We start from the raw sequence: 25,100 nt of genomic DNA, 5'->3' as shown, positions 1-25,100 counted from the left end.
ATCTTCATCCCCCAGTCGCCATATCGGAGCAGCTTGATCACGTGCCTGTTCCGGTCGGGGCTATGTTCCAGCTACTGTATCGGTCTGGGGAGCATTCATCCCGCCGAGTAGCGACACGATAACGGAGGGATGGCGACATGGCATTAATCGACAATATTGCGGTCGAAGTGAACGACTTTCAGCGCACACGAATTCAGGCGATCGACGATTTCGATTACTCGAAGGTCAGCATGAAAGTGGCTAACGATCTCGATGGTGTGACGTCGAACTACCTGGCCGCAGGCATCGAAAATCTCAAGATGTACTATGTGGTCGCGCTGCTTGATCCATTAAACGCGCATGCCGTGTCGCGGTCGGTCGATCCGTTCTGGCACGCCCATGTCTTGTTCACGCGCGACTACGGCAAATTCTGTCGTGACGTTTACGACCAATATGTCCACCATGAACCGCTCGACGAAGAGGACACGGGGAAGGTCGAGACGGTCAAGGCACTCTATTCCTACACGCTCACGCAATATGACAGTATTTTCAAATCGGTGGATCGCGATTGGTGGGGAAGTCAAACCCCGCTGGCTTCTCGGCCTATCTGCTTCCACTATTTGATCAGCGATCCGGAAGTGTCGAAGCATGCACTGTTCGAGCGCAATCCGGCCTATCAGGTTCACTGAGGCAGAACGATCATGGGGTGCGTCGAAACCGCATCCCATGATCTCCCTTCCGTGCGATCCCCCCGCGACTCACCGCTTCCGAACGAACTCCGCGCGCAGCACCAGTCCCTTGATCCCCTCGTACCGACAGTCGATCTCCTGCGCGTCGCCGGTCAGCCGGATCGACTTGATCAGCGTGCCGCGCTTGAGCGTCTGCCCTGCACCCTTCACTGTCAGGTCCTTGATCAATGTCACCTGGTCGCCGTCCGCGAGCACGTTGCCGACCGAATCCCGCACCACGACCGCGCCGTCCTTCGCCGCAACCGCGGTCGCCGCACCGCCCGCAACCCACTCGCCGGTCGCTTCGTCGTACACATATTCGTCGCTCATTGGTCGGTCTCCGGCAGCGCCCAGTCGATCGGCGGGCGGCCCTTGGTTTCAAGAAAGTCATTCGCCCGGCTGAACGGCCGCGATCCGAAGAACCCGGTCCGCGCGGCCAGCGGCGACGGGTGCGCGGACTGGATCACCAGATGGCGTCCCCCCTTGCTCACATCATCGACGAACGCCGCCTTCTTCTGCGCATACGCTCCCCACAGCAGGAACACGACCGGTTTGTCCTGCGCGTTCACCGCCGCGATGACGACGTCGGTAAACCGCTCCCATCCGCGCTTCTGGTGCGACGCCGCCTCGCCCATCCGCACGCTCAGCACCGCGTTGAGCAACAGCACGCCTTGTGCGGCCCAATGATCGAGCATTCCGTGGCGTGCCCGCGGGATCCCGAGATCCGCCTCCAGCTCCTTGTAGATATTCACCAGGCTAGGCGGCGTCCGCACGCCCTCCCGCACCGAGAAACTGAGCCCATGCGCCTGCCCCTCACCGTGGTACGGATCCTGCCCCAGGATCACGACCCGCACCTGATCGAGCGGCGTCAGTTCGAGCGCGCGAAACCGGTCCGCATCCTCCGGAAACACCCGAGCCCCCGCCGCCCGCTCGGCTTCCAGGAACGCATCGAGCGCCTGCATGTACGGCGCCTCGAACTCGGCGGCGAGCGACTGCCAGCTTGGCGGGAGCGTATGATCGATCATTCCCGCCGCATGTCGGACAGGGCAGGGGAGTGTCAATTGCCGCTCCTAGTTCCCCCGCGAAGGCGGGGGCCCAGGATCACAAACGATGCCCCCCGTTACCCTGGCCCCCCGCCTCCGCGGGGGAACAGCAAGAAGGCTCGCACTCCATGGCGCGTCACCTTATATGCGCCGCCATGACCGAGATCACCGTCGCCGCGCTGCAGCTGGGCTTCACGCCCAACATCGACCGCAACATCGCCAACGTGTCGCGCCTCGTCCACGAGGCCGCCGCGAAAGGCGCGCAGGTCATCCTGCCGCCCGAGCTGTTCGAAGGCGAGTATTTCTGCCGCGTCGAGGACGAGGGGCTCTTCGCCAACGCCGCACCCGTAGGCGAGCACAAGGCGGTGCTCGCGATGCAGGCGCTCGCCGAGGCGCTCAAGGTCACGATCCCGACCAGCTTCTTCGAGGCGGACGGCCCGCACCATTACAACAGCCTCGCCATGATCGGCCCCGACGGCAACGTGCAGGGCGTCTACCGCAAGAGCCACATCCCCGACGGCCCCGGCTATGAAGAGAAGTTCTACTTCCGCCCCGGCAACACCGGCTTCAAGGTCTGGCCTCATCCCGCGGGTAAGCTCGGCGTCGGCGTCTGCTGGGACCAATGGTACCCCGAGACGGCCCGCGCGATGATGCTGATGGGCGCGGAAATCCTGTTCTACCCGACGGCGATCGGTAGCGAGCCGCACGACACCTCGCTCGACACCGCGCGACTGTGGCGGCGCGCCATGGTTGGCCACGCAGTCTCGAACGTCGTCCCGATCGTCGCCGCCAACCGCGTCGGCGTCGAGCACGGCCAGACCTTCTACGGCACCAGCTTCATCGCCGACGAGCGCGGCGACATCCTGGCGGAGCTAGGCCGCGACGACGAGGGCGTCATCACCGCGACGATCGACCTCGACATCGTCAAGCGCCACCGCGCCGCCTTCGGCTTCTTCCGCGACCGTCGCCCGGATCTGTACGGCCGCCTGGTGCAGGACATCTGACGCTCCGATCCTCCCCCTGGCGGGGGAAGGATTAGAACCACGCCAGCCCAGCCAGCAACGCCCCCACCAGCGCAGCAACCCCCGCAACCCACAGCAACCACCGCCGCCCGGTCAGCGCGGTAATCGACGCCAGCGCGATCGCCACCTGGATCGCGGTCACCGCCAGCGCCAGCTTCGTATGCGGCCGCAGCGCTTCGTCCGACTCGCCATCCGCCGCCGCCGATCGCCGATCGAGCGTCTCCGCCTCCCGCTTCAACGCCGTCCCCCGCGCCTTGTACCGCGCGATATCCGCCCGGTGCGTCGCCATCTGCGTGGCGCCGAACCCAGGCGGCGCAAGATCGACCTCCATCTGCGCGATATGCCGCTTCAGGTCCTCTGCCTGGTAATAGCCCCACGCATCCGACGCCTGCGCCTTGATCAGCACCGCCTCGTTCTTGTGAAGCAACGCCTCGTTCTGCGTATGCCCGCCGAGGAAACTGGTCACCGCCGCCAGCGTCGCCAGGATCGCAGTGAACAGCGCGATCCGCTGGTCGAACGCCTCACCCTTGGCCGCGCGCTCCTCCGATAGTTGCTCATGCAACCCGCGCACTTCGAAATCATCGTCCATGCTGGTCGCTCTGGCCCTCCGCGCGTGACTGGACCCTGATGATCGGGTGACATATTCGTCAGCGCGAAATGATCCGCACTCGCTCGATACTGCTCGCGCTCACGCTTCTCGCCGGCTGCGCAACGCCGTCGACAAAGACCATCCCGCCGAGCGATCACTTCAACGGAACGCGCTTCTTCAACCCCGACGGCGTGCAGGGCAGTACTGGCGAGCAGAAGCAGGGCCCGGTTGCGCTGCTCCGCAATCTGGTCAAGCCGCCCTACCGAAGCTGGCCAGAAGTCCCCGTAACCCCGACGCGGCCCCCGGCGCGTGTCGAAGGCCAGACGATGCGCGTCACCTGGATCGGCCATTCGACCGTGCTGGTGCAGACCCAGGGGCTCAACATCCTGACCGATCCGATGTGGCTCGAACGATCGTCCCCTGTCCAGTTCGTCGGCGTGAAGCGCGTCCGCGAACCCGGCGTGCGTCTCGCGGACCTGCCGAAGATCGACCTGATCCTGCTCAGCCACGACCACCGCGACCACCTCGACATGACCGCGATGCGAAAACTCTGGCACCGCGACAAACCACTGATCGTGACCGGCCTCGGCAACGACCAGATCCTCGCGCGCAGCGGCATCCATGCGGTCGCCCGCGACTGGGGCGGCCGCGTGACGCTGCGTCCCGGCATCGACGTGATCGTCGACCGCGCGCATCACTGGAGCGAATACGACCCCGGCGACCGCGACAAGACGCTCTGGGCAGGCTTCACCGTGACGCTGCCCGGTGGGAACCTGTATTTCGCGGGCGACACCGGGCCGGGCGACATGCGCTGGGCGACCGAAGCGCGCGCCGCCGGCCCGGTCCGCCTCGCGATCCTGCCGATCGGCGCCTATCATTTCGCAGGCCACGAAACCGACAACCATATCGGCCCGGACCAGGCGGTGACCGCGTTCGAACAGCTCGGCGCGGCCTATGCGATCGGCGTCCACTGGGGCACGTTCGAGCTGACGTCCGAGGGTATCAACGAACCGCCCGAGCGTCTCCGCGCCGCGCTGACCCGCGAACACATCCCGATCAACCGCTTCCGCACCCCAGAGGCCGGCGAGCCCTGGGTGATCGAGTAAAAGCGCTGCCAACCCACGCCGTCATCCTGACGAAAGTCAGGATCCAGAGCCAACCAGCGCCGTGTACTGTTACCCTGGGTCCTGACTTTCGTCAGGATGACGGGGGAGGCGTTTCAAACCGCCCCGCGCAACTCCAGCGCCCGCGTGAATACCGCGTCGAACATCTCCGCCGTCAGTACGCCCGTATTCACGTTGTACCGCGAGCAATGGAAGCTATCGATCAGGATGCGGCCGTCGGGCATCACATGCTCCGCACCATGTGCAAAGCGCGCCTTGGGCAACCGACCGCCGAGCATCTTCACCGCCGACTGATGCGCGATATGCCCCAGTGCCAAGAACACGCGCGCGGTCGGCACCGCATCCGCCTGCGTCTCGAGGAACGGCCGGCAGGTGCGGATTTCCTCCGGCGTCGGCTTGTTCTCGGGCGGCAGGCACTTAACCGCGTTGAGGATGATCGCGCCGTCCAGCGCCAGCCCGTCCTCGGCTTTGGCGCCGTACGTGCCCGTCGCAAGCCCGAACCGCCCGAGCGTCTCGTACAGGAACTGCCCCGAATAATCGCCGGTGAACGCGCGGCCCGTACGGTTCGCGCCATGCTTCCCCGGCGCGAGGCCGATGATGCCGAGCCACGCGGCGGGATCGCCGAACGCAGGGACCGGCGCGTTCCACCAAGTCGGGAACTCGGTCCGCAACTGCTCGCGCACGGCAACGAGGCGCGGGCATAGCGGGCAGTCATGCGGCGGCTCGGTCTCGGGCAGCGCGGAGACGGGGACGAAGACCGTCGTGACGTCGACTTCGCCGGTCTCTTCGACGGTTTCGGGAAGCTCGGAAGTGTAAGGTGTGGAATCCATGGGATTGCGCTAGGCGGACGAAATGTCGCCTGCAACCCCGCTCCCGCCGATCGCGCAGGCCGCAACCACCTACGCGATCGCGCTCGGCTCGAACCGACGTGGTCGCCACGGCGCCCCAGAACGCGAGATCGCCGCCGCTTTGGAAACCCTCGGCACTGTCGTCGCACGGTCGCCGACCGTAGCTAGCGCGCCGCTCGGCCCCTCGAACCGCCGCTACGCCAACGCCGTCGCGCTGATCGAGACGCTCGAAGACCCCGCGACGCTGCTCGTCCGCCTCAAACACATCGAGCGCACGTTCGGCCGCCGCCCCGGCCGCCGCTGGGGCAGCCGCGTGCTCGACCTCGACATCGTCCTCTGGTCGGGCGGCGCGTGGTCGTCGCCCGGGCTCGCCGTACCGCACGCAGCGTTCCGCACCCGCAGCTTCGTCCTCGGCCCCCTCGCCAGCCTGATCCCGCAATGGCGTGATCCGCTGACCGGACGAACGATACGGCAATTGGCGCAATCGGTTGACCGAAAGCGGCCACGCGATTAGGTGCGCGGTCCACGATGGCGGGGGTCCGTAGCTCAGTTGGTAGAGCAAGCGACTTTTAATCGAGAGGTCCCGGGTTCGAGCCCCGGCGGACCCACCATCGATGCCTCGGGCGTTGCGCCGGGCAGGCGGAGGCATGTCCCGGCGATTCTCGCGGGCGCATCAGTCGCGGCCGTCGGCATCATCTTCATCCTGCTGGTCGGTCTCGCGGTCGATCATTGGCCGTTCGCGTTCGATCGCGCGATCATCCTCGGCCTGCGCGCCTGGCACGGGCCGTCCTGGCTGCCGAACGTCGCGATCGACGTCACCGCGCTCGGCGGCGGCATCGTGCTGACGATCGTGGTGGTCGTCGTCACCGGTCTGTTGATCGTCCAGCGGCTATGGCTGACCGCGCTGGCGACGCTGGCCGCGAGCATCACCGGCGGGCTGATCGTCGATTTCGTCAAGGCGCAGGTCAACCGCCCGCGCCCCGACATCGTCGAGCACCTCGTCACCGTCTCGAACATGAGCTTCCCCAGCGGGCATTCGGCGAACAGCGCGATCGTGTATCTCACGCTTGCCGGGCTCGCCTCGCAGGTCACCGAACACCGCGCGACCCGGCGCTATCTGCTGATCGTCGCGATCCTACTGGTCGGCGCGATCGGCTGCAGCCGCGTGTATCTCGGCGTCCACTGGCCGAGCGACGTGCTGGCCGGGTGGAGCTTCGGCACGCTCTGGGCGCTGGCCTGGTGGCTCGCCACCGCCCGCGCGCGACGGGCGATCGGCGGCGAGCGCCACGCATTCGGCACCCCGCCCGCCGATCCGCCCGCCGACGCGGCCTCTTAGCGACCCTTCTCGGCGAGCGCGCGCTCCCACGCCAGCGCGTCGCGGACGATGCCGTCAAGATCGGCATGGCGCGGCGTCCAGTCGAGCGTCTCGAGGATCGCGCGATTGTCCGAAATCAGCATCGCCGGATCGCCTGCGCGACGCCCTTCCAGGCGACGCTCGATCGTCCGGTTGGTGACCTTATCGACCGCGTCGAGCACCTCGAGCACCGAGAAGCCCTTGCCATAGCCCGCGTTGAGCGTGTGGCTCTTGCCGGGGTCCGCGACCAGGACTTCCAACGCGGCGACATGCGCAGCGGCGAGGTCGGTGACGTGGATGTAATCGCGCACGCCGGTGCCGTCTGGCGTGGCGAAGTCGGTCCCGTAGACGCCGACATGGCCGCGCTTGCCGGTCGCGGCCTCGACCGCGATCTTGATCAGGTGCGTCGCGCCGACCGTCGACTGGCCGCTGCGTCCCTGCGGATCCGCACCCGCGACGTTGAAGTAGCGCAACGCCGCATAGTTCATCGGATGCGCTGCGGCGACGTCGCGCAGCATCGCCTCGGTCATCAGCTTCGACATGCCGTAGGGGTTGATCGGCACGGTCGGATCGCCCTCCGCCACCGGCACCTTCTCCGGCGTGCCATAGGTCGCGGCGGTCGACGAGAAGATGAAGTGGGGCACGCCTTCGACGACCGCGCTCTCGATCAACGCGCGGCTCGCGGCGGTGTTGTTACGGTAATATTTGAGCGGATCGCTGACCGATTCGGGCACCACGACCGAGCCCGCGAAATGCATGATCGCCTTGACGCTATGCTCGCGGATCGCCGCGCGGACCTTCGCGTCGTCGGCGACGTTCGCCTCGACCAACGCGGCGCGAGGATCGACCGCCCAGTCGAACCCGGTGACCAGATTGTCGAGCACGACGACGTCATATCCGGCATCGAGCAGCGCCAGCACGGCATGGCTGCCGATATACCCGGCGCCTCCGGTGACCATCACCTTGCCGTCGAGTTTCAGACCATCGATCATATGTGTCTCCTCTTTGTTGCGGGGTAGCGACTTCCTACATTGGGAGAAAGGAGATCGTTATGACGGATTATGTGACACTGGCCGGCGGCTGCTTCTGGTGCACCGAGGCTGTGTTCAAGGACGTGATCGGCGTCGAGTCGGCCGAGAGCGGGTATATCGGCGGGCATGTCCCTGATCCGACGTACAAACAGGTTTGCGGTGGCGACACCGGCCATGCCGAGGCAATCCGCATCGGCTTCGATCCGGAGCAACTGAAGCTCGGCGATCTGCTCGACATCTTTTTTGCGACGCACGATGCGACGACGCTGAACCGGCAGGGCAACGACGTGGGGACTCAGTATCGCTCGGCGATGTTCCCGGCGGACGATGCGCAGAAGGCCGAGATGGAAGCCGCACTGGCGCGCGCGCAGGCGGATTCGCCGAAGCCGATCGTCACTACGATCGAGCCGATGGACACGTGGTACGAAGCCGAGGGCTATCACCAGGATTACTGGGAAACCTCGGGCCGCTCGAATCCGTATTGCATGGCGGTGATCCCGCCGAAGCTGCAGAAGCTGCGCAAGAGCTTCGCCGCACGGTCGAAGGCGGCGGTGAACGCTTAAGACAGAATGGGTTCACGCGAAGGCGCGAAGGCGCAAAGATGATGAAATCCGACATGCCGTTCCGGCCTATCGAAAGATTGAAAATCTCTTCGCGCCTTTGCGCCTTCGCGTGAATCACTCTTATTTAGCGGTGTGCAGCACGGCGAAGGCGGTCGTTGATCGCTTCGCCGATGCCGTCGAATGGGATCGGCGCGATGGCGATCTTTGAGCGATCGTTTGCGTCCGCTGCATGGAGCAGGTCGAACAGTTTCGCGGCTGCTTCGAGCAAGTTGCCAGATGCTGAAAGCGACACGTCGCCAGCCATATCACCAAACCCGATTAGCCACTCGTCTGAACCTGCCTCGGTCGCATTCAACCGGAGCGGCTTGCTCGGCGCATAATGGCTCTCTAGCTGCCCCGGCGCCGTCACCCCACTCCCAATCCCCCCCGGCGAAGGCCGGGGCCCAATTGGGGGACGGTCATGATGCAGGTCGTGCCCGGTTACATTCGACGTTCCAATTAAGCCCCGGCCTCCGCCGGGGGGTTGCTCTAAATACTGCCGGATAGCCTCCGCAGTCACCGGCCCCGGTCGCAGCACCGTCCGCCCAGCCACGATCGTCGACTCCAACCCAGCCTCGGTCGCGCCATCGTCGAGGATCAACGGCACGTTCCTCCCCAGACTCCCCGCAACATGTGCGGCCGTGGTCGGACTGATCCCCCCGCTCGCATTCGCCGACGGCGCCGCCAACGGCCGCCCCGACTCCGCGATCAACGCTTGCATCGCCCGATGCCGGGGCACCCGGATCGCGATCGTATCCAACCCCGCCGTCACCAGCGCAGCGATCCCCGAATCCTCCCTTACCGGCAACACCAGAGTCAAAGGCCCCGGCCAAAACGCCTCGGCCAGCGCCCGAGCCTCCGCATCGAACACCGCGATCCGCTCCGCCGCCGCCAGGTCCGCCACATGCACGATCAAAGGATTGAAACTCGGGCGCCCCTTGGCCGCGTAAATCCGCGCCACCGCCTCGGCATTGGTCGCGTCCGCCGCGAGCCCGTACACCGTCTCGGTCGGCACGGCGACGATGCACCCTGCGCGAATCAGTGCGGCGGCCTGCGCCAGCGCGGCCGTTCCGTAGCGGCGGATTTGTGGGTGTGGACGGACCATTTCCGAGGCGTATAGCGGGTCCAAACCGTAGCGATAAGAGGATGCGATGGCCTTCACTCCAGCAACCACCGAACAGCGTTTCGTGCTCGATCATGTCGTGCGGATCGGCGAGATCGCCGCGACCGAACGCTATGCCGCCGCCAGCGACGACGTCGTCGACGCGGTCCTCGAAGGCGTGGGGCAATTGGCCTCGGGCGAATGGGCCCCGCTCAACCGCACCGGCGACACCGTCGGCGCAAAGTGGACCCCCGACGGCGTGGTCATGCCCGACGGCTTCGCGCAGGCGTACAGGGATTATGTCGAGGGCGGCTGGGGCGGAATCGGCGTCGAGGAAGAATGGGGCGGGCAGGGCCTGCCGTTCGCGATCCAGACCGCGGTGCTCGACACATTGGGCTCGGCCAACATGGGCTTCGCGCTCTGCCCGACGCTGACCGTCGGCGCGATCGAGGCGCTCCAGCATCACGGCAGCCCCGAACAGCAGGCGCTGTACCTCCCCCATCTCGCGACCGGCGAGTGGACCGGCACGATGAACCTCACCGAGCCGCAGGCAGGCTCCGACGTCGGCGCTCTCCGCGCGACCGCCACCCCGCTCGGCGACGGCAAATGGTCGATCAAGGGCACCAAGATCTACATCTCGTTCGGCGATCACGACATGGCGCCGAATATCGTTCACCTTGTCCTTGCGCGGACACCGGGCGCACCGGCTGGCACGAAGGGCATCTCACTCTTCCTCGTCCCCAAGTACCGCCTCCAGGAAGATGGCACGCCGGGCGACTTCAACGACGTCCGCGTCGTTTCGATCGAGCACAAGATGGGCCTCCACGCCTCGCCCACCTGCGTGCTGAGCTTCGGCGACAACGACGACTGCATCGGCGAACTGATCGGCGCGGAGCTCGGCGGCATCCGCGCGATGTTCACGATGATGAACAACGCGCGGTTGAACGTCGGCCTCCAGGGCGTCCAGGTCGCCGAGGGCGCGACGCAGGGCGCCGTCGCCTACGCGCTCGACCGCGTCCAGTCGGCGCGCGCCGGCTCGCCGAACAAGGAGTCGGTCAAGATCGTCGAGCATCCCGACGTCCGCCGCATGCTGATGCGGATGAAGGCGCAGACGCAGGCGGCGCGCGCGCTCGTCTATTACGCGGCAGGGCAGGTAGATCGTGCCAATCTCGGCGACCACGCCGCGCGCAACCGCTTGGAACTCGTCACGCCGCTAGCGAAGGCGCACGGCACCGATCTCGGCAACGAAGTCGCATCGCTCGGCATCCAGGTCCATGGCGGCATGGGCTATGTCGAGGAAACCGGCGCCGCGCAGTATTTCCGCGATGCCCGCATCACGCCGATCTACGAGGGGACCAACGGCATCCAGGCGGCGGATCTGGTCGGGCGGAAACTCGGCCTCGACAATGGCGGCGCGTTCGCCACGCTGATCGCCGACATCCGTGCGGAAGCGAAGGACGATCGGCTCTTGGCGCTGGTCGACGCGTGCGAAGCGATCGGGCGTAAGCTCGCCATTGCGGACGCCGACGACAAGCTGGCGGCGAGCTATCCGTTCCTCACGATGCTGTCGGTCGCCACCTGTGGCTGGCTGATGGAACGACAGGGCGAAGTTGCCGGCACCGACGATTTCGGCCGGATGAAAGCGGCGGCGGTGCGCTTCTACCTCGACCAGATCGTCCCCGAGGCGATGGGGTTGAATGCGTCGGCAAATGCCAGCGCGGCGGTGCTCTACTCGATCGAAGCGGACCTGTTCGCGGCCTGATCTCGCCCCAATCCCCGTCATCCTGACGAAAGTCAGGATCCAGAGCCAAGCACGTTAGCCCCTTTGGCTCTGGATCCTGGGTCGAGCCCAGGATGACGAAATTGGAATGCCGGCCTCCTGCCCATTCGTGCAAACGCGCCGTCCCCCCTTGATCCTCCCCCGCAAGGGGGAGGTGGCACCGAAGGTGACGGAGGGGGAGGACTACGCAACCGCTGTGACCCTTTCCGCCCCCTCCGTCTGGCAAGCGCCAGCCACCTCCCCCTGGCGGGGGAGAATCGAGCGGGACGCCACTGATCGCGACAGCCCAAACCCCTCCATCATGCCGGGCTCGTTCCGGCATCCACCGTTCCGCAGATCCGAGAGCATAGAGAACGCGGAACGGTGGTCCCCGGAACAAGCCCGGAGTGACGGAGCAAGCAGGGATGGCGCCCCTTGTCCCGTTCGCCCTGAGCGTAGTCGAAGGGCATGCCCAACGCGCAGGTGCTTCGACTTCGCTCAGCACGAACGGGGGAGGGGCACTGCATCACATGCAACATCCGGTGCCCGCCACTCGACGTCCCTGCGCAACGAAAGGTAAGGGAGGGCGGAAATCTCTGAAAGCCCGACCGATGTTCGACCTCGAAGCCTATCTCCTCCGTGTCGCCATGCCCGCGCGGCCCACGCTCGACTCGATCGGCCTCGGCCGCCTGCAGCACGCGCACCGTCTCTCCATCCCGTTCGAAGACCTCGACGTCGTCCTCGGCCGCGGCATCGCGATCGACAGCGCGGCGGTCTTCGCCAAGCTCGTCACCGCACGTCGCGGCGGCTATTGCTTCGAGCACAACCGCCTGTTCCTCGACGCGCTCGCGGAACTCGGCTTCACCGCCCGCCCGTTGCTCGCCCGCGTCTGGATCGCCGCCACCGACGTGCCGCCGCTTACCCACACCTTCGCGCTGGTGACGATCAATGGCCAGGACTGGATCGCCGACACCGGCTTCGGCGGCAGCTACACGCCCGTCCTCCCGCTCGCCGACGGTGCCGAGGCAACCGCTCCCGACGGCGCCCGCTTCCGCCTCGAAGCGACCGAGCAAGGCTGGATGCTGCTCCGCGACGGCGATCCGATGACCACCGATGGTCGCGGCGAGACGGGAGGATTCCAGCCGCAATACAGCTTCACGCTCGCGCAAGTGTTCGACGCGGACCTGGCAATGTCGAACCACTGGACCTCGACCGCGCCGTCCAGTCGATTCACCCACACCCCGATTGCCAGTATCGTCCTGCCGAACGGCTTCGCATCGCTGATCGGGCGCAACTACCGCCGGCGTTCGGGCACCGATACGACCGTCGGCGAGATCACCGATCCGCGCGTGTACCGCATCCGCATGAGCCTGTTGTTCGGGATCGACCTGAGCATCGAGGATGTCGCCGCGCTCGGATTGTTCTGAAGTTCAACCCCACTTCCGTTCGTGCTGAGTAGCGACCGAGTAGCTGCGTCAGGAGCGTATCGAGGGTGCGTATCGAAGCATGGTTCCACGCGCCAACCTGTCCTTCGATACGTCCTCTCGATACGCGGCTTCGCCACTACTCGATGACTACTCAGGACGAACGGGGGAGGGTGAGGACAAACGCAAGGGGCAGGGGGAGGCGAAGGAAATGGCTAGCAGCGACTTAAGCCCGCTCACGCTCCAGCAGATCATGCGCATCCAACCCCAACAAATCGATATGCCCCAAGATCCGCGGCCACTGCGTCGTCACGAAATTCTCGCGCTCCGCTACACGCAAAGCTTCCGCCGCACCCGGCATCACGAACATCCCGACGCCGCGTCGCACCTCGACATAACCGTCGTCCTGGAAGCTCTGATACGCCTTGGCGACGGTCAGCGGATTTGCCCCCTGCTCGGCCGCGAACGCGCGCACCGACGGCAACTGATCGCCCGCACGGTAGTCGCCGCGAAGTATCCCCGCGGCGATCGTGCTGCGGAGGCGGATATATACGGGGCTGTCGTCGCTGCTGAGCGCTGTCATGCTGTTCTAATACAGCAATTAGCTCAAAAGTCGAGCCTTACGAGCCCCAATGGCTTACGAGCCGTGCCATTTCGGGGCGAGGCCGTTCGTCGAGCGCGCGCGACGGCGTGCCGATGAACATGAACCCGGCGATCCGCTCCGCCGCCGACCCAAACGCGTCGCGCACCAGGTCGGAATAGGCCGGCCATCCCGTCAGCCAGCCGCCCGCAAAGCCCTCCGCATGGACCGCGTGAAGCAGGTTCATGCACGCAGCCCCCGCCGAAAGCTCCTGCTCCCACACCGGAATCTTGCTCTCCTTCGGCGACGACAGCACGACCACCAGGGTCGGCGCCTGATGCGCGAACTGGTCGAGCGACTCGAGTTCGGTCCGCGACGCCGAAGGCCGCTCCGCCAGATACGCGTCGGTGATCAGCGTCGACAGCGCCGCGCGGTGCTCGTCCCCCACCACCACGAACCGCCACGGCGCCAGCTTACCATGATCGGGCGTCCGCGCCGCGATCTCGAGGATCGTCGCCAGCTGGTAAGAATCGGGGCCGGGCGCGATCAGATCGCGTGGCTTGCCCGAGCGGCGAGTGGCAAGCAGCGAGAGCGGCGTGGAGCGATCGTTGAGCATAGCCCCGCAGATAGGCCCTGATGTGTGATATTTACAGTCCGGGCTTTGTCGTTAAGTTGCGCGCGATCGAGCGCCCGTCAGCGGCGCACACACGGAGCATCACCACCACATGGCCAGCGCAATCCGAACCGGCGGCGTTCCTGCCGATGCGAAGACGTTTTTCGGGCACCCGCGCGGGCTGTTCATGCTGTTCTTCGTCGAGATGTGGGAGCGCTTTTCGTTCTACGGCATGCGCGCGATCCTGGTGCTGTATCTCACCAAGCATTTCCTGTTCGGCGATGAGCCGTCCTACGCGATCTACGGCGCGTATACCTCGATGGTGTACATCACGCCGATCATCGGCGGCTATCTGTCCGACCGCTTCCTGGGGCCGCGCAAAGCGGTGCTCGCGGGCGGCATCTTCATCACGCTCGGCCATCTGCTGCTGGCGATCGTCGAGGCGCCGCAGGGCGTGCAGGGCGCGGCACTCAACGGCTTCTATCTCGGTCTCGCCTTCATCATCGTCGGCACCGGCTTTCTGAAGGCGAACATCTCGGTGCTCGTCGGCAAGCTCTACGCGCGCGAGGACATGCGGCGCGATGGAGCGTTCTCGATCTTCTACATGGGGATCAACACCGGCGCATTCGTCGGCCCGATCGCGGTCGGCATCCTCGGCGAGACGGTCGGCTGGTCGTACGGTTTCGGCGCCGCAGGCATCGGCATGGCGCTCGGGCTGGTCATGTTCATCCTGTTCCAGCGCGAGCTGCACGGTGTCGGCGAAGCGCCCGACGCCGCCGTACTCGCGTCGAAGCCGATCGCCGGGCTGTCGATCGAATGGCTGATCTATCTCGGCGGGATCGTCGGGGTCGCCGTCTCGTGGTGGCTGGTGCGGAGCCAAGGCGTCGTCGGTACCGCGCTGATCGTCGCGTCGCTCGTCACCGTCGGCTACATCCTGTGGACCGCGGTCGCGAAGCTGCCGCGCGTCGACCGCGACCGGATCTTCGCCGCGCTGTTCCTGATCGCGCTCGCACCGCTATTCTGGGCGCTGTTCGAGCAGACCGGGTCGTCGCTCAACGTCTACACCGACCAGTCGGTCGACCGCGTCGTGTTCGGCTGGACTATCCCCGCCTCGGTGTTCCAGTCGGTCAATCCGTTCTTCATCATCACGCTCGCGCCGGTGTTCGCGGCGCTCTGGACCAGGCTCGGCAAGGCAGGGCGCGAGCCGAGCGCGCCGTTCAAGTTCGGCATCGGCCTGATCCTGGTCGGCGCAGGCTTCTTCGCGCTGACGCTCGGTGCGCCGGCACAGGGCCTGACCCCGGCGATCTTCGTCGTGCTGCTCTATATGCTGCACTCGATGGCCGAGCTCTGCTTCTCGCCGATCGGGCTGTCGTCGATGACGCGGCTGTCGGTGCCGAGCATGACCGGGTTGATGATGGGCACGTGGTTCCTCGCGACCGCGGGCGGCAATTTTCTCGCCGGGCTGATCGCGCAGGCGACCGGCGGCGAGGGCGCAGGCGTCGGGCGGGTGCTCGAAGTGTACGGTCGGATCGGCTGGTTCGCGATCGGCGTCGGCGTGGTCGTGCTGGTGCTCGCGCCGTTCGTGACCAAGCTGATGCATCTCGACCAGATGGGTGCGGTCGATCACGCGATGGCCGGCCAGAACACGCTGGCCGAGCCGGACGCGGCTGGGCTCGACACGCGCGGAGAGCAGGTGCCGCGAGGCTGACGCAAATTCCCCTCCCGCGCGCGGGAGGGGTTAGGGGAGGGGACGAAGTACGTACCGGCGTCCGGTCTATGAGGCACGCCCCTCCCCGACCCCTCCCGCAAGCGGGAGGGAGAAGATCAGATCCGCGTCATCGACAGCGCTTTCTCGCCGTAGCGCGGCCCAGCCGTCCCACCCCGCGGCGCGGCCGCATCGAGCTTCGCCAGATCGTCGGCCGACAGCGCAACGTCCGCCGCCTTCATGCTGTCCTCCAGCGTAACCCGGCGCTTCGATCCCGGGATCGGCACGATGTCGTCGCCCTGCGCCAGCAACCACGCAAGCGCCACCTGCGCCGGCGAAGCGCCATGCGTGTCGGCAATGGACTTCACCACCGCCACCATCTCCATGTTCTTGGCGAAGTTCTCCTCCGAATAGCGCGGATCGTTGCGCCGGTAATCGCCCTCCGGCAGATCCGACCGAACGGTGATCTGCCCCGTCAGGAAGCCCCGCCCGAGCGGCGAATACGGCACGAACCCGATCCCGAGTTCGCGACACAGCGGCAGGATCGCGTCCTCGACGTCCCGCTCCCACAGCGAATATTCGCTCTGCAACGCCGCGATCGGATGCGTCGCCGCCGCGCGGCGAATGGTGTCGAGCCCAGCCTCCGACAGCCCGAGATGCCGCACCTTGCCCTCGCGAACGAGGTCCGCCATCGCGCCGACCGTATCCTCGATCGGCACCCCCGGATCGACGCGGTGCTGGTACAGCAAATCGATCGTCTCGACCTCGAGCCGCTTCAGCGATCCCTCGCACGCCCGCCGCACATTGGCCGGCGTGGAATCGACCCCCGTCATCCCGTTCTCGTCATAGCGGAAGCCGAACTTGGTCGCGATCACGACGCCGTCGCGCTTGCCCCGGATCGCCTTGCCGATCAGCTCCTCGTTGACCAGCGGGCCATAGATCTCGGCGGTGTCGAACAGCGTCACGCCAAGCTCGATCGCGCGGTGGATCGTCGCGATGCTCTCGTCGGCGTTCGCCTCGCCGTACATGCCCTTGCCGATGCCGGCCATCGGCATGCAGCCGAGACCCAGCGCGGAAACCTCGAAATCAGGGCCGAGCGTGCGATACTTCATGCGGAATCTCCTGAGCGCCGTTCCCGTGATCGGACCGCGCTGCGACGGAGATGGTAACGGCGGTGTCCATCGTCACGTTCCCAACGGTCCGAAACAGGTCGGGTATGGTCTCGACTGCGATGAGCAGACCCAGCACCTCAAGTGGGATCCCCATCGCCAGCGCCACCGGCGCGACCGAGGCGACGAAGCTGATCGTACCGGGCAGCGAGATCGACCCCATCGTGGTGATCGCCGCGGTCGCCACGCCCGCCGCCATCTGGCCCGGCCCGATCGGCAGCCCCAGCCAGTGCGCGACGTACAGCGCGACCGCGAGGTTCATCGCCGGGCTGGTCGCGCGGAACACCGCGACCGACAGCGGCAGGACGATCCCGGCGGTGGCGGGCGACGCGCCGAGATCGGTCGAGGCCTTCAACATCGCCGGCAACGAGGCAAGCGACGACTGCGTGCTGATAGCCACCGCCTGCGCCGGCGCGACCGCACGCGCGAACCGGCCGAAGCCGACCCGCCCGCCGATCATTCCGATCGGATAGGCGGACAGCAGGACGATGAACCCGATCGCCGAGACGCAGACGATATAGTGCAGGAGCGCGCCGAACGCCGCCGTACCGGTGCGTGCGCCAACCCCGTAGGCGAGCGCGAAAATACCGATGGGGGCCAGCTTCAACACCCACTTGATGATGATCAACAGCGCGTCGACCACCGCCTGGAAGAACCCGGTCAGCACGCGGCGGCGATCGTCGGGCAGCTTCGTCACGGCAAAGGCGAAGGTCAGCGCGAAGACGGTGAGCGGCAGGAACGAGTCGCTAGAGGCTGCCGCGACGATGTTGGTCGGTACGATCGTGTCGAAGAACGCGCCGATCCCCGGCACCGGCCCGACCGGCGCGGCGCCGGTCAATGCGGCGCGCAGTGCAGTGGCGAGCCCGGCAGGCAGCGGGAACGCGTCGAGAATCAGCGGCGTCACCAGCGCGGACATGATCGTCGTGCTCCACAGGATGACGACGATCATCACCATCGCGCGTACGGTGATCCGCCCGGCGCGCGCCGCCTCGGTGGTCGCGCCGATCCCGGTCACGAGCAGCCCGACGACCAGCGGCACGATCACCATCTGCAACCCGTGCAGCCATGCAGAGCCAATTGGCTGCGTCACCGCCGTCGCCGCGATCGCGTTCGCCGGCGACCACGCCGCCGCGGCGATGCCGATCGCGATGCCGCCGATCAGGGCGGCAAGTATCCGTGTAGTCTGCGACATGCTCGCCCTTCGTGATGTACCGCGCTATCAAACCGATCGGACACCGATACGGGACGGAAAGCGGACGCGATGGCAAGAAAATACTTCGGCACCGATGGCATTCGTGGCGCCACCAACGTCTCGCCGATGACCGCACAGATGGCGATGAAGGTCGGCATGGCCGCCGGCGCGTATTTCCAGCGCGGCGATCACCGCCACCGCGTCGTCATCGGCAAGGACACGCGGCTGTCCGGCTACATGCTCGAATCAGCACTGGTCGCGGGTTTCACCAGCGTCGGCATGGACGTCGTCATGGTCGGGCCGATGCCGACGCCCGCCGTCGCGATGCTGACGCAGTCGATGCGAGCGGACATCGGCGTGATGATCTCCGCCAGCCACAATCCGTACGCCGACAACGGCATCAAGCTGTTCGGTCCCGATGGCTACAAGCTGTCCGACGAGGCCGAGGCGGCGATTGAGGCGCTGATCGACGGTGACATCCCGCTCGTCCCCTCCGACCAGATCGGCCGCGCGCGCCGGATCGAGGATGCGCAGGGCCGGTACATCCATTTCGCCAAGTCGACCTTCCCCGAAAATCTCCGCCTCGACGGCATGCGTGTGGTGCTCGATTGTGCGAACGGCGCCGCCTACAGGGTCGCACCGTCGGCCTTGTGGGAACTCGGCGCGGACGTGGTCGCGATCGGAGTCTCGCCCAACGGCACCAATATCAACGACGGCGTCGGCTCGACTGCCCCGCAGGCGCTCGCCGAGACGGTGGTCGCCAGCGGCGCGGATATCGGCATTGCGCTCGACGGCGACGCCGACCGTCTGATCGTCGTCGACGAGACCGGCACGATCGTCGACGGCGACCAGCTGATGGCGACGATCGCCGCCAGCTGGGCACGGCAGGGGCGGCTCGCCGGCGGTGGCCTCGTCGCGACCGTAATGTCCAACCTGGGCCTCGAACGCCATCTCGCCGCGCAAGGGCTGGGCCTCGTCCGCACCGCGGTCGGCGACCGCCACGTGCTCGAGAAGATGCGCTCGAGCGGCTATAATGTCGGCGGCGAACAGTCGGGCCACATCATCCTCAGCGACTATGCGACGACAGGCGACGGCCTCGTCGCGGCGTTGCAGATCCTCGCCGAGGTCAAGCGCTCGGGCGCCCCCGCCAGCGAAGTGCTCCACCGCTTCGAGCCCCTGCCGCAGTTGCTCAAGAACGTCCGCTTCGCCGGCGGCAAGCCGCTCGATCACGACGCGGTGAAGGCGGTGATCGCCGAAGCCGAGGCCGAACTCGCCGGCAAGGGACGGCTCGTCATCCGTCCGTCGGGCACCGAACCCGTGATCCGCGTGATGGCGGAGGGCGACGATCTCGCCCAGGTCGAGCGTGTCGTCGACCGCATCTGCGACGCCGTCCGGAAGGCGGCCGCCTGATGCTGGAGATGCGCCCCACCTGCGAACGCTGCGCCACCGACCTTCCGGCCGATGCACCCGGCGCGTTCATCTGCTCGTTCGAATGCACCTTCTGCGCGGAATGCGCGGACGCGCTCGACGAGCGTTGCCCGAATTGCAGTGGCGAATTGTTGGATCGCCCGACAAGGCTGGGCGAGGCACCGCCGCAAAAGCCGGGAGCGGGCAGGCGGCACTAGGCGCCGTTGAAGTAAACGCCACCTCACCGCTCACCGCCACCCCGGCGAAGGCCGGGGCCCAGTTGGAAAGGTCGAAGTAACGGAACGCAGTCCGCGGTTAGCAACGTCCCCCAACTGGGCCCCGGCCTACGCCGGGGTGGTGAGAGGAGAGCATACCCGCTGTCCTACATCCTACCGGTTATGACATAGCCAACCATATGACCGCCAACCTCGCCAAACCCCGCTCCGTAGCCCCAAACAGCCCCGCAACGAAACCGTGCGAGCGTCTACACTTCCTATACTTCACTTTTTCCGACGACCTCCGATGATCGCCAGAATCCTAATAATAGCCGGCTCGGATTCCGGCGGCGGCGCCGGAATCCAGGCCGATATCAAGACCGTCACCATGCTGGGCGGTCACGCGATGACCGCCGTCACCGCGATCACCGCACAGAACACGCTAGGCGTTCAGGCAGTCCATCAGATCCCGACCGACATAGTCCTCGCGCAGATCGAATCCGTCGTCTCGGACATCGGCGTAGACGCAATCAAGATCGGCATGATCGGTTCGGCAGAAACTGCCAATGCGGTCGCGGATATTCTCACTAGCTTGTTCTCCCGCGAAGGCGGGAGCCCAGACTGGGCTCCCGCCTTCGCGGGAGAACAAGGGGGGGCGGGCTGTCCTCAGAGTTCAAGCATCCCCATCATCTTCGACCCGGTGATGATCGCCACCTCCGGCTCCGTCCTCGCCGACGCCGCCACGATAGCCGCCTTCACCCGCCTCATGCGGATCGCCACGCTCGTAACCCCCAACCTCCCCGAACTGGCAGCCCTTGGCGGGGAAGCGGCCATCCGCGCACTAGGCCCAGCAATCCTCATAAAAGGCGGCCATGGCGAAGGCCCCCACGTCACCGACCGCCTCGTCACCAACGCCGGCGAAACCCGCTGGACCAACCCCCGCATCGAAACCCGCCACAGCCACGGCACCGGCTGCACGCTCGCCAGCGGCATTGCGACCGGGCTTGCCCAAGGCCTGCCACTCGACGCCGCAATCGAGCGCGCCATCGCGTTCGTCCGCGCCGCGCTTGCCAACGCACCGGGGCTAGGCGCAGGCCACGGCCCGATGGGCCACGCGCTCGGCACCAGCCCGTTCGACCAGTGGAAAGACCGCCAATGCCCGGCATGAAACACGAAAAGCTCTGCATTGGCCCCGTCGCCGGTGTCGACGAAGCCGGCCGCGGTCCGCTCGCGGGGCCAGTCGTCGCCGCCGCCGTGATCCTGCCCGCAAAAGGCGTCCCCCGCGGCATCGACGATTCGAAGAAGCTCTCCGCCTCCGAACGCGAACGGCTCTGCGCGCGTCTCAAAGGCTGCGCGATCGTCGGCATCGGCATCGTCCAGCCCGAAGAGATCGACACGCTCAACATCTACTGGGCGACGATGAAGGCGATGACGCTCGCGGTCGACGCGCTGGCGGTCGAACTCGGCCAGGCCCCCGGCCACGTCCTGGTCGACGGCAACCGCTTGCCTCGCTGGACCTACCCCGCCACGCCGCTGGTCGGCGGCGACGCGAAGTCGCTGTCGATCGCCGCCGCCTCGATCGTCGCCAAGCACACGCGCGACCTCATCATGATCGCCGCGGCGGACGTGCATCCCGAATATAACTGGCATTCGAACAAGGGTTACGGCTGCGCGCACCACATGAAGGCGCTCCGCGAACACGGCCCCACGCCGATTCACCGCCGCAGTTTCGCCCCCGTCGCCGCCGCCTATCTGGCGCGCGAGGGACTTTTCGCACAGGAAACGACGAGCTGAGTCTTTCGCGCCACACCCCAAGGGCTTGAGCCGCGAGTCTCCCACGACTCAACATCTGGGCAACCGCGACTCGATTGGTCGCAGCCGCGGATTCTCGCGAAAACGCCGTTAACGAATGTTTGCTTGACGGAGTCGGACAATTCCGCCGCTATGGGCGTCGATAAGGGGCGGTAAACATGGGTTTGATCGACACGATCGCACGTCCGCGTGCGAAAAAGGCAGTGGAGCCAGCGGTTCAAGCCGTGCTTCCGCTCGACCAGATCCTGCGTGGCGATTGCATCGAGCACATGAAGGCGCTCCCGTCGAATTCCATCGACATGATTTTCGCGGACCCGCCCTACAACCTCCAGCTCGGTGGCGAACTCTATCGTCCCGACGGATCGCATGTGGATGCGGTCACCGACGACTGGGACAAGTTCGACACCTTCGCCGCCTATGACCGCTTTACCCGCGCCTGGCTCAAGGAAGCACGCCGCATCCTCAAGGACGACGGCGCGCTCTGGGTCATCGGCAGCTATCACAACATCTTCCGCGTCGGCGCGGCGGTGCAGGATCTTGGCTACTGGATCCTCAACGACATCGTCTGGCGCAAGACCAACCCGATGCCCAACTTCCGCGGCACCCGCTTCACCAATGCGCACGAGACGCTAATCTGGGCGTCGAAGGGCGAGAAGGCGAAATACCACTTCAACTACCGCGCGATGAAGACGCTCAACGACGAGCTCCAGATGCGCAGCGACTGGGAATTCCCCACCTGCGGCGGCGCCGAGCGGCTGAAGAAGAACGGCACCAAGGTCCACCCGACGCAGAAGCCCGAAGCACTGCTCTACCGCATCCTGCTGGCGTGCACGAAGCCCGGCGACGTCGTGCTCGACCCGTTCTTCGGCACCGGCACCACCGGCGCGGTCGCCAAGCGTCTCGGCCGCAGCTGGATCGGCATCGACCGTGAAGGCGATTACATCGAAGCCGCTCAGGAACGGATCGAGGCCGCGCTGCCGCTCGACGAATCGGCACTCGCGACGATGATGAGCCCGCGCACGCAGCCCAAGGTCGCTTTCGGCGTGCTCGTCGAAAACGCGTATCTAGCTCCCGGCGCGGTGCTGACCGACTCGAAGCGCCGCTGGCGCGCGACGATCCGCGCGGATGGCTCGCTGCTCAGCGACTGCGGCACGATCGGCTCGATCCACAAGCTCGGCTCGACCCTCCAGAACGCCCCCGCCTGCAACGGCTGGAGCTTCTGGCATTACGAGAGCGACAAGGGCCTCAAGCCGATCGACGACCTCCGCCAGACGTACCTGCTGGCGAACACGATCTGAGCAAAGTTCCGTTCGTGCCGAGTAGAGACCGAGCGTAGTCGAGGGCTCGTATCGAGGTACAGGTCCCTCGATACGCCATCTCGACAAGCTCGATGCCTACTCGGGACGAACGGGGTGGGTTTGAACGTACGGTGGATTTGAGGAAAAGAGGATCATGACCCGCCTCCATCTCCGCCCTGTACAATTCGTAGACACCCCGATCGGCCAGGAAGACGGCACCGTCGCGCGCTTGGCAGGCGGCATGCAGTGGTTCGCCGCCTACGAAGTAATCGAGGGCCGCACCCGCCGCACCATCCCCGTCGCCGATGTTGCCACGCTGGGCGAGCGCGCCGCGCACCTCCACGCCGCCATCACCGCCGTTCGCCCCCCCCTCCGGCTCGGCGAACGTACGCTCCGCTTCGACCAGCCGATCGTCGCCGGCATACTCAACGTCACCCCCGACAGCTTCTCCGACGGCGGCAAGCATGTCGACGACCCAGCTGCAGCGGCCGCCGCCGGAATCGACATGGCGGCAGCCGGCGCGACGCTGATCGACGTCGGGGGCGAATCCACTCGCCCCGGCGCGCCCGCGGTATGGGAAGGCGACGAGATCGCGCGGCTTTTCCCCGTCGTCGAACGCCTCGCGCGCGCCGGTGCGATTGTCTCGGTCGACACCCGCAAGGCCGCCGTCATGGAAGCCACGCTCGCCGCCGGCGCGCACATCGTCAACGACGTCGCAGCCCTTCTCTGGGACGATCGCGCGCTGGACGTGGTCGCGAAAAGCGGCTGCCCGGTCGTCCTGATGCACTCGCCTGACCCCGGGAAAGGCGGCCACGGCGATGGCGGCTACACCAACGTCCTGACCGACGTCTTCGACTGGCTCGAAACCCGCATCGCCGCGGTCGTCGCGGGTGGCGTCGACCGGTCGCGGATCATCGTCGACCCCGGCATCGGCTTCGGCAAGACGCTCGCCGAGAACCTCGCGCTGCTCAACGGCCTCGCGATCTTCCACGGGCTCGGCTGCCCGATCATGCTTGGCGCGAGCCGCAAGCGGCTGATCGGCGCGCTCTCGAACGAAGCGCCGGTCGACCAGCGCCTCGCCGGTTCGCTGGCGCTGGCGCTGAAAGGTGCGGAGGCAGGCGTTCAGATCCTGCGCGTCCACGACGTCGCTGAAACGGTGCAGGCGGTGAAGATCTGGCGCGGCCTGCGCGATCAATCGCTCGTTGGCGGCTAAGCGGGGCGGCTGATCGTCGCTGCATTGCAGCGAAACGCCACTTCGCGCATTAAAAGCCCTGTAAACAAGGGAGCTTTCGTTTGATCGTCACTGCAACACCGCGCTTCAGTCAAATTCTGAGCGAGGTCTGGCGCCCGTTGCTCGGCCTGTTCGTCTGGGATGTGATCGTCACGATCACCTATTATGTCCTGCCGTTCCATGCGCCCGCGCTGCCCCTGACGCTGTTCGGTACCGCGCTCGCGCTGTTCCTCGGCTTTCGCGATAACTCGGCCTATCAGCGCTGGTGGGAAAGCCGTGGCCTCTGGGGCCTGATGATCAACGCCTCGCGCAACTTGGCGCGCATGGCGCGCAACATGCTGCCCGAGCCCGAGGGTCACGACATGAAGCGGACCATTGTGCTCCGCCAGATCGCGTATGTGAACGCGCTGCGCTGCCAGTTGCGCAAGCAGCCCGCACCGCCCGAGGTGCTCCGCTTCCTGTCGAAGGAGGAGGCATCGTTCGCGCTCGAGCGCACCAACATCGCCAACGGCCTGCTCGACGGCACCGGCCGCCGGATCGACATCGCGCGGCGTAACGGCTGGATCGACACCATCCAGCAGACGCAGTTCGAGGCGATCCTGGTCGACATCGCCAACGCGCAGGGCGGCATGGAGCGGATCAAGAACACGCCGTTGCCCAACCAGTACCGCTTCTTCCCGAGCCTGTTCACGCGGCTGTTCTGCGTGCTGCTGCCGATCGGCCTGGTCGAGACGCTGGGTTACGCGACGCCGGTCGGCTCGACGATCGCCGGGCTGATGTTTCTCGCGGTCCTGCAGATCGGCGACGATCTGGTCGATCCGTTCGCCGACACGATTCACGACGTGCCGCTGAACGCGATGTGCCGGACGATTGAGATCGACCTTCTCCAGGCGATCGGCGACGAAGCACCAGAGCCGCTTCAACCGGTCCACGGCGTTCTCTGGTAGCACACCAGGCGAGTCGACAGGATCCGATCGCGGCGTACCGACCGTTGCAAAACGGCGGTTTCGTCGCGAGGCGGCAAAAGAAGATCAGGCCGGGTTACGTCAACGTGCGCTGGGTCGTACGCAGTCGATCGACGACGGCATTGGCGATGGCAAATAGAGGCATCGGCGGATGCAATCGACCAGATGAGACTTCCCGCCCACAGCACGAAGCCGCTGCGCGGCAGTGGTGGTGGCGGTAAGGTAGCGCAGCCTCTCTGAGGTTTGGTCCTGCGGCAGCGGCGGCAGACGATGGAGTTCCTTCAACGAGAGGAACTCCCCATGGCGAC

General features: G+C 66.2%; 27 protein-coding genes and 1 tRNA gene. 17 read left to right on the top strand and 11 right to left on the bottom strand.

Going from position 1 to position 25,100, the window contains the following annotated elements:
* Window positions 1-137: 137 nt before the first annotated feature.
* Window positions 138-668 (top strand): hypothetical protein, encoded by a 531-nt coding sequence (locus C8J45_RS16230; protein ID WP_107964170.1) that lies wholly within the window; start codon window positions 138-140, stop codon window positions 666-668.
* Window positions 669-737: 69 nt separating this feature from the next.
* On the opposite strand, the gene C8J45_RS16225 is transcribed toward C8J45_RS16230, so the two are convergent.
* Window positions 738-1,037 carry an alkylphosphonate utilization protein gene (locus C8J45_RS16225; RefSeq protein ID WP_107964169.1) on the bottom strand — a complete coding sequence of 100 codons (300 nt, stop codon included), beginning with the start codon at window positions 1,035-1,037 and terminating at the stop codon, window positions 738-740.
* A complete protein-coding gene (gene ung, locus C8J45_RS16220) occupies window positions 1,034-1,732 on the bottom strand; it encodes a uracil-DNA glycosylase (RefSeq protein ID WP_107964168.1) in 699 nt (232 codons plus the stop codon). Before ung ends, C8J45_RS16225 begins: the two co-directional genes overlap by 4 nt.
* 173 nt (window positions 1,733-1,905) lie before the next feature.
* On the opposite strand from ung, the gene aguB reads away from it, so the two are divergent.
* Window positions 1,906-2,754 carry an N-carbamoylputrescine amidase gene (gene aguB / locus C8J45_RS16215; RefSeq protein ID WP_107964167.1) on the top strand — a complete coding sequence of 283 codons (849 nt, stop codon included), beginning with the start codon at window positions 1,906-1,908 and terminating at the stop codon, window positions 2,752-2,754.
* 31 nt (window positions 2,755-2,785) lie between these two features.
* Here the strand turns inward: aguB and C8J45_RS16210 are convergent, their stop codons facing one another.
* The gene (locus C8J45_RS16210; RefSeq protein ID WP_107964166.1) at window positions 2,786-3,361 is read right to left on the bottom strand and encodes a DUF4337 domain-containing protein; all 576 of its coding nucleotides are present in this window, start codon (window positions 3,359-3,361) and stop codon (window positions 2,786-2,788) included.
* Between the two features lie 68 nt (window positions 3,362-3,429).
* Here C8J45_RS16210 and C8J45_RS16205 point away from each other — a divergent pair, with 68 nt between their 5' ends.
* A complete protein-coding gene (locus C8J45_RS16205; RefSeq protein ID WP_107964165.1) occupies window positions 3,430-4,467 on the top strand; it encodes an MBL fold metallo-hydrolase in 1,038 nt (345 codons plus the stop codon).
* 113 nt (window positions 4,468-4,580) lie between these two features.
* Here the strand turns inward: C8J45_RS16205 and C8J45_RS16200 are convergent, their stop codons facing one another.
* On the bottom strand, window positions 4,581-5,315 hold the full coding sequence (locus C8J45_RS16200; RefSeq protein ID WP_107964164.1) for a uracil-DNA glycosylase: 735 nt from the start codon (window positions 5,313-5,315) through the stop codon (window positions 4,581-4,583).
* Window positions 5,316-5,337: 22 nt separating this feature from the next.
* Here C8J45_RS16200 and folK point away from each other — a divergent pair, with 22 nt between their 5' ends.
* The 3 genes from folK (at window position 5,338) to C8J45_RS16185 (ending at window position 6,669) form a co-directional block, all read left to right on the top strand.
* Entirely contained in the window at window positions 5,338-5,847 is a 510-nt protein-coding gene (gene folK, locus C8J45_RS16195; protein WP_107964163.1) for a 2-amino-4-hydroxy-6-hydroxymethyldihydropteridine diphosphokinase, read from the top strand.
* A gap of 21 nt (window positions 5,848-5,868) precedes the next feature.
* Window positions 5,869-5,944: transfer RNA gene (locus C8J45_RS16190), tRNA-Lys, on the top strand.
* Window positions 5,945-6,171: 227 nt separating this feature from the next.
* Window positions 6,172-6,669, top strand: a complete 498-nt coding sequence (locus tag C8J45_RS16185; RefSeq protein WP_181321245.1) for a phosphatase PAP2 family protein — start codon at window positions 6,172-6,174, stop codon at window positions 6,667-6,669.
* On the opposite strand, the gene galE is transcribed toward C8J45_RS16185, so the two are convergent.
* Complete coding sequence (gene galE / locus C8J45_RS16180; protein ID WP_107964161.1) at window positions 6,666-7,679, bottom strand: UDP-glucose 4-epimerase GalE; 1,014 nt, start codon at window positions 7,677-7,679, stop codon at window positions 6,666-6,668. The genes C8J45_RS16185 and galE overlap by 4 nt on opposite strands.
* A gap of 59 nt (window positions 7,680-7,738) precedes the next feature.
* Between galE and msrA the strand changes: the two genes are divergently transcribed.
* The gene (gene msrA, locus C8J45_RS16175) at window positions 7,739-8,281 is read left to right on the top strand and encodes a peptide-methionine (S)-S-oxide reductase MsrA (RefSeq protein ID WP_107964160.1); all 543 of its coding nucleotides are present in this window, start codon (window positions 7,739-7,741) and stop codon (window positions 8,279-8,281) included.
* Between the two features lie 124 nt (window positions 8,282-8,405).
* Here msrA and C8J45_RS16170 read toward each other — a convergent pair whose 3' ends face one another.
* On the bottom strand, window positions 8,406-9,425 hold the full coding sequence (locus tag C8J45_RS16170) for an L-threonylcarbamoyladenylate synthase (RefSeq protein ID WP_107964159.1): 1,020 nt from the start codon (window positions 9,423-9,425) through the stop codon (window positions 8,406-8,408).
* Window positions 9,426-9,471: 46 nt separating this feature from the next.
* Between C8J45_RS16170 and C8J45_RS16165 the strand changes: the two genes are divergently transcribed.
* Window positions 9,472-11,184 (top strand): acyl-CoA dehydrogenase, encoded by a 1,713-nt coding sequence (locus tag C8J45_RS16165; protein ID WP_107964158.1) that lies wholly within the window; start codon window positions 9,472-9,474, stop codon window positions 11,182-11,184.
* Window positions 11,185-11,792: 608 nt separating this feature from the next.
* Entirely contained in the window at window positions 11,793-12,608 is an 816-nt protein-coding gene (locus tag C8J45_RS16160) for an arylamine N-acetyltransferase (protein ID WP_107964157.1), read from the top strand.
* 223 nt (window positions 12,609-12,831) lie between these two features.
* Here the strand turns inward: C8J45_RS16160 and C8J45_RS16155 are convergent, their stop codons facing one another.
* The gene (locus C8J45_RS16155; RefSeq protein WP_056053547.1) at window positions 12,832-13,188 is read right to left on the bottom strand and encodes a GntR family transcriptional regulator; all 357 of its coding nucleotides are present in this window, start codon (window positions 13,186-13,188) and stop codon (window positions 12,832-12,834) included.
* A gap of 37 nt (window positions 13,189-13,225) precedes the next feature.
* Window positions 13,226-13,801: a nitroreductase gene (locus C8J45_RS16150; protein WP_107964156.1), complete on the bottom strand. Its 576-nt coding sequence runs from the start codon at window positions 13,799-13,801 to the stop codon at window positions 13,226-13,228.
* A 109-nt stretch (window positions 13,802-13,910) separates the two neighbouring features.
* Between C8J45_RS16150 and C8J45_RS16145 the strand changes: the two genes are divergently transcribed.
* Window positions 13,911-15,506: a peptide MFS transporter gene (locus tag C8J45_RS16145; RefSeq protein ID WP_107964155.1), complete on the top strand. Its 1,596-nt coding sequence runs from the start codon at window positions 13,911-13,913 to the stop codon at window positions 15,504-15,506.
* A gap of 116 nt (window positions 15,507-15,622) precedes the next feature.
* Here C8J45_RS16145 and C8J45_RS16140 read toward each other — a convergent pair whose 3' ends face one another.
* The gene (locus C8J45_RS16140) at window positions 15,623-16,615 is read right to left on the bottom strand and encodes an aldo/keto reductase (RefSeq protein ID WP_107964154.1); all 993 of its coding nucleotides are present in this window, start codon (window positions 16,613-16,615) and stop codon (window positions 15,623-15,625) included.
* Window positions 16,590-17,864, bottom strand: a complete 1,275-nt coding sequence (locus C8J45_RS16135; protein ID WP_093398346.1) for a dicarboxylate/amino acid:cation symporter — start codon at window positions 17,862-17,864, stop codon at window positions 16,590-16,592. The genes C8J45_RS16140 and C8J45_RS16135 overlap by 26 nt, the downstream gene beginning before the upstream one ends.
* A gap of 69 nt (window positions 17,865-17,933) precedes the next feature.
* Between C8J45_RS16135 and glmM the strand changes: the two genes are divergently transcribed.
* The 7 genes from glmM to C8J45_RS16100 all read left to right on the top strand — a co-directional run bounded on the left by glmM (window position 17,934) and on the right by C8J45_RS16100 (window position 24,774).
* Entirely contained in the window at window positions 17,934-19,274 is a 1,341-nt protein-coding gene (gene glmM, locus C8J45_RS16130) for a phosphoglucosamine mutase (protein ID WP_107964153.1), read from the top strand.
* Window positions 19,274-19,489 carry a DUF1272 domain-containing protein gene (locus C8J45_RS16125; protein WP_107964152.1) on the top strand — a complete coding sequence of 72 codons (216 nt, stop codon included), beginning with the start codon at window positions 19,274-19,276 and terminating at the stop codon, window positions 19,487-19,489. Before glmM ends, C8J45_RS16125 begins: the two co-directional genes overlap by 1 nt.
* Before the next feature lie 304 nt (window positions 19,490-19,793).
* On the top strand, window positions 19,794-20,654 hold the full coding sequence (locus C8J45_RS16120; RefSeq protein ID WP_107964151.1) for a bifunctional hydroxymethylpyrimidine kinase/phosphomethylpyrimidine kinase: 861 nt from the start codon (window positions 19,794-19,796) through the stop codon (window positions 20,652-20,654).
* Window positions 20,642-21,280, top strand: a complete 639-nt coding sequence (locus C8J45_RS16115; RefSeq protein ID WP_107964150.1) for a ribonuclease HII — start codon at window positions 20,642-20,644, stop codon at window positions 21,278-21,280. The genes C8J45_RS16120 and C8J45_RS16115 overlap by 13 nt, the downstream gene beginning before the upstream one ends.
* A gap of 176 nt (window positions 21,281-21,456) precedes the next feature.
* Window positions 21,457-22,596 (top strand): site-specific DNA-methyltransferase, encoded by a 1,140-nt coding sequence (locus tag C8J45_RS16110; RefSeq protein ID WP_107954219.1) that lies wholly within the window; start codon window positions 21,457-21,459, stop codon window positions 22,594-22,596.
* A gap of 154 nt (window positions 22,597-22,750) precedes the next feature.
* Window positions 22,751-23,809: a dihydropteroate synthase gene (gene folP, locus C8J45_RS16105; protein ID WP_107964149.1), complete on the top strand. Its 1,059-nt coding sequence runs from the start codon at window positions 22,751-22,753 to the stop codon at window positions 23,807-23,809.
* Window positions 23,810-23,889: 80 nt separating this feature from the next.
* Window positions 23,890-24,774, top strand: a complete 885-nt coding sequence (locus C8J45_RS16100; protein ID WP_107964148.1) for a bestrophin family protein — start codon at window positions 23,890-23,892, stop codon at window positions 24,772-24,774.
* A gap of 99 nt (window positions 24,775-24,873) precedes the next feature.
* Here C8J45_RS16100 and C8J45_RS19425 read toward each other — a convergent pair.
* Window positions 24,874-25,100: hypothetical protein (locus tag C8J45_RS19425; RefSeq protein WP_219907397.1), on the bottom strand; the 227-nt coding region annotated here is incomplete at its 5' end.

The sequence above is a fragment of the Sphingomonas sp. PP-CE-3G-477 genome, from assembly GCF_003050745.1.
Lineage (GTDB): Bacteria > Pseudomonadota > Alphaproteobacteria > Sphingomonadales > Sphingomonadaceae > Sphingomonas.
This window is presented reverse-complemented; position numbering and strand designations above follow the sequence as displayed.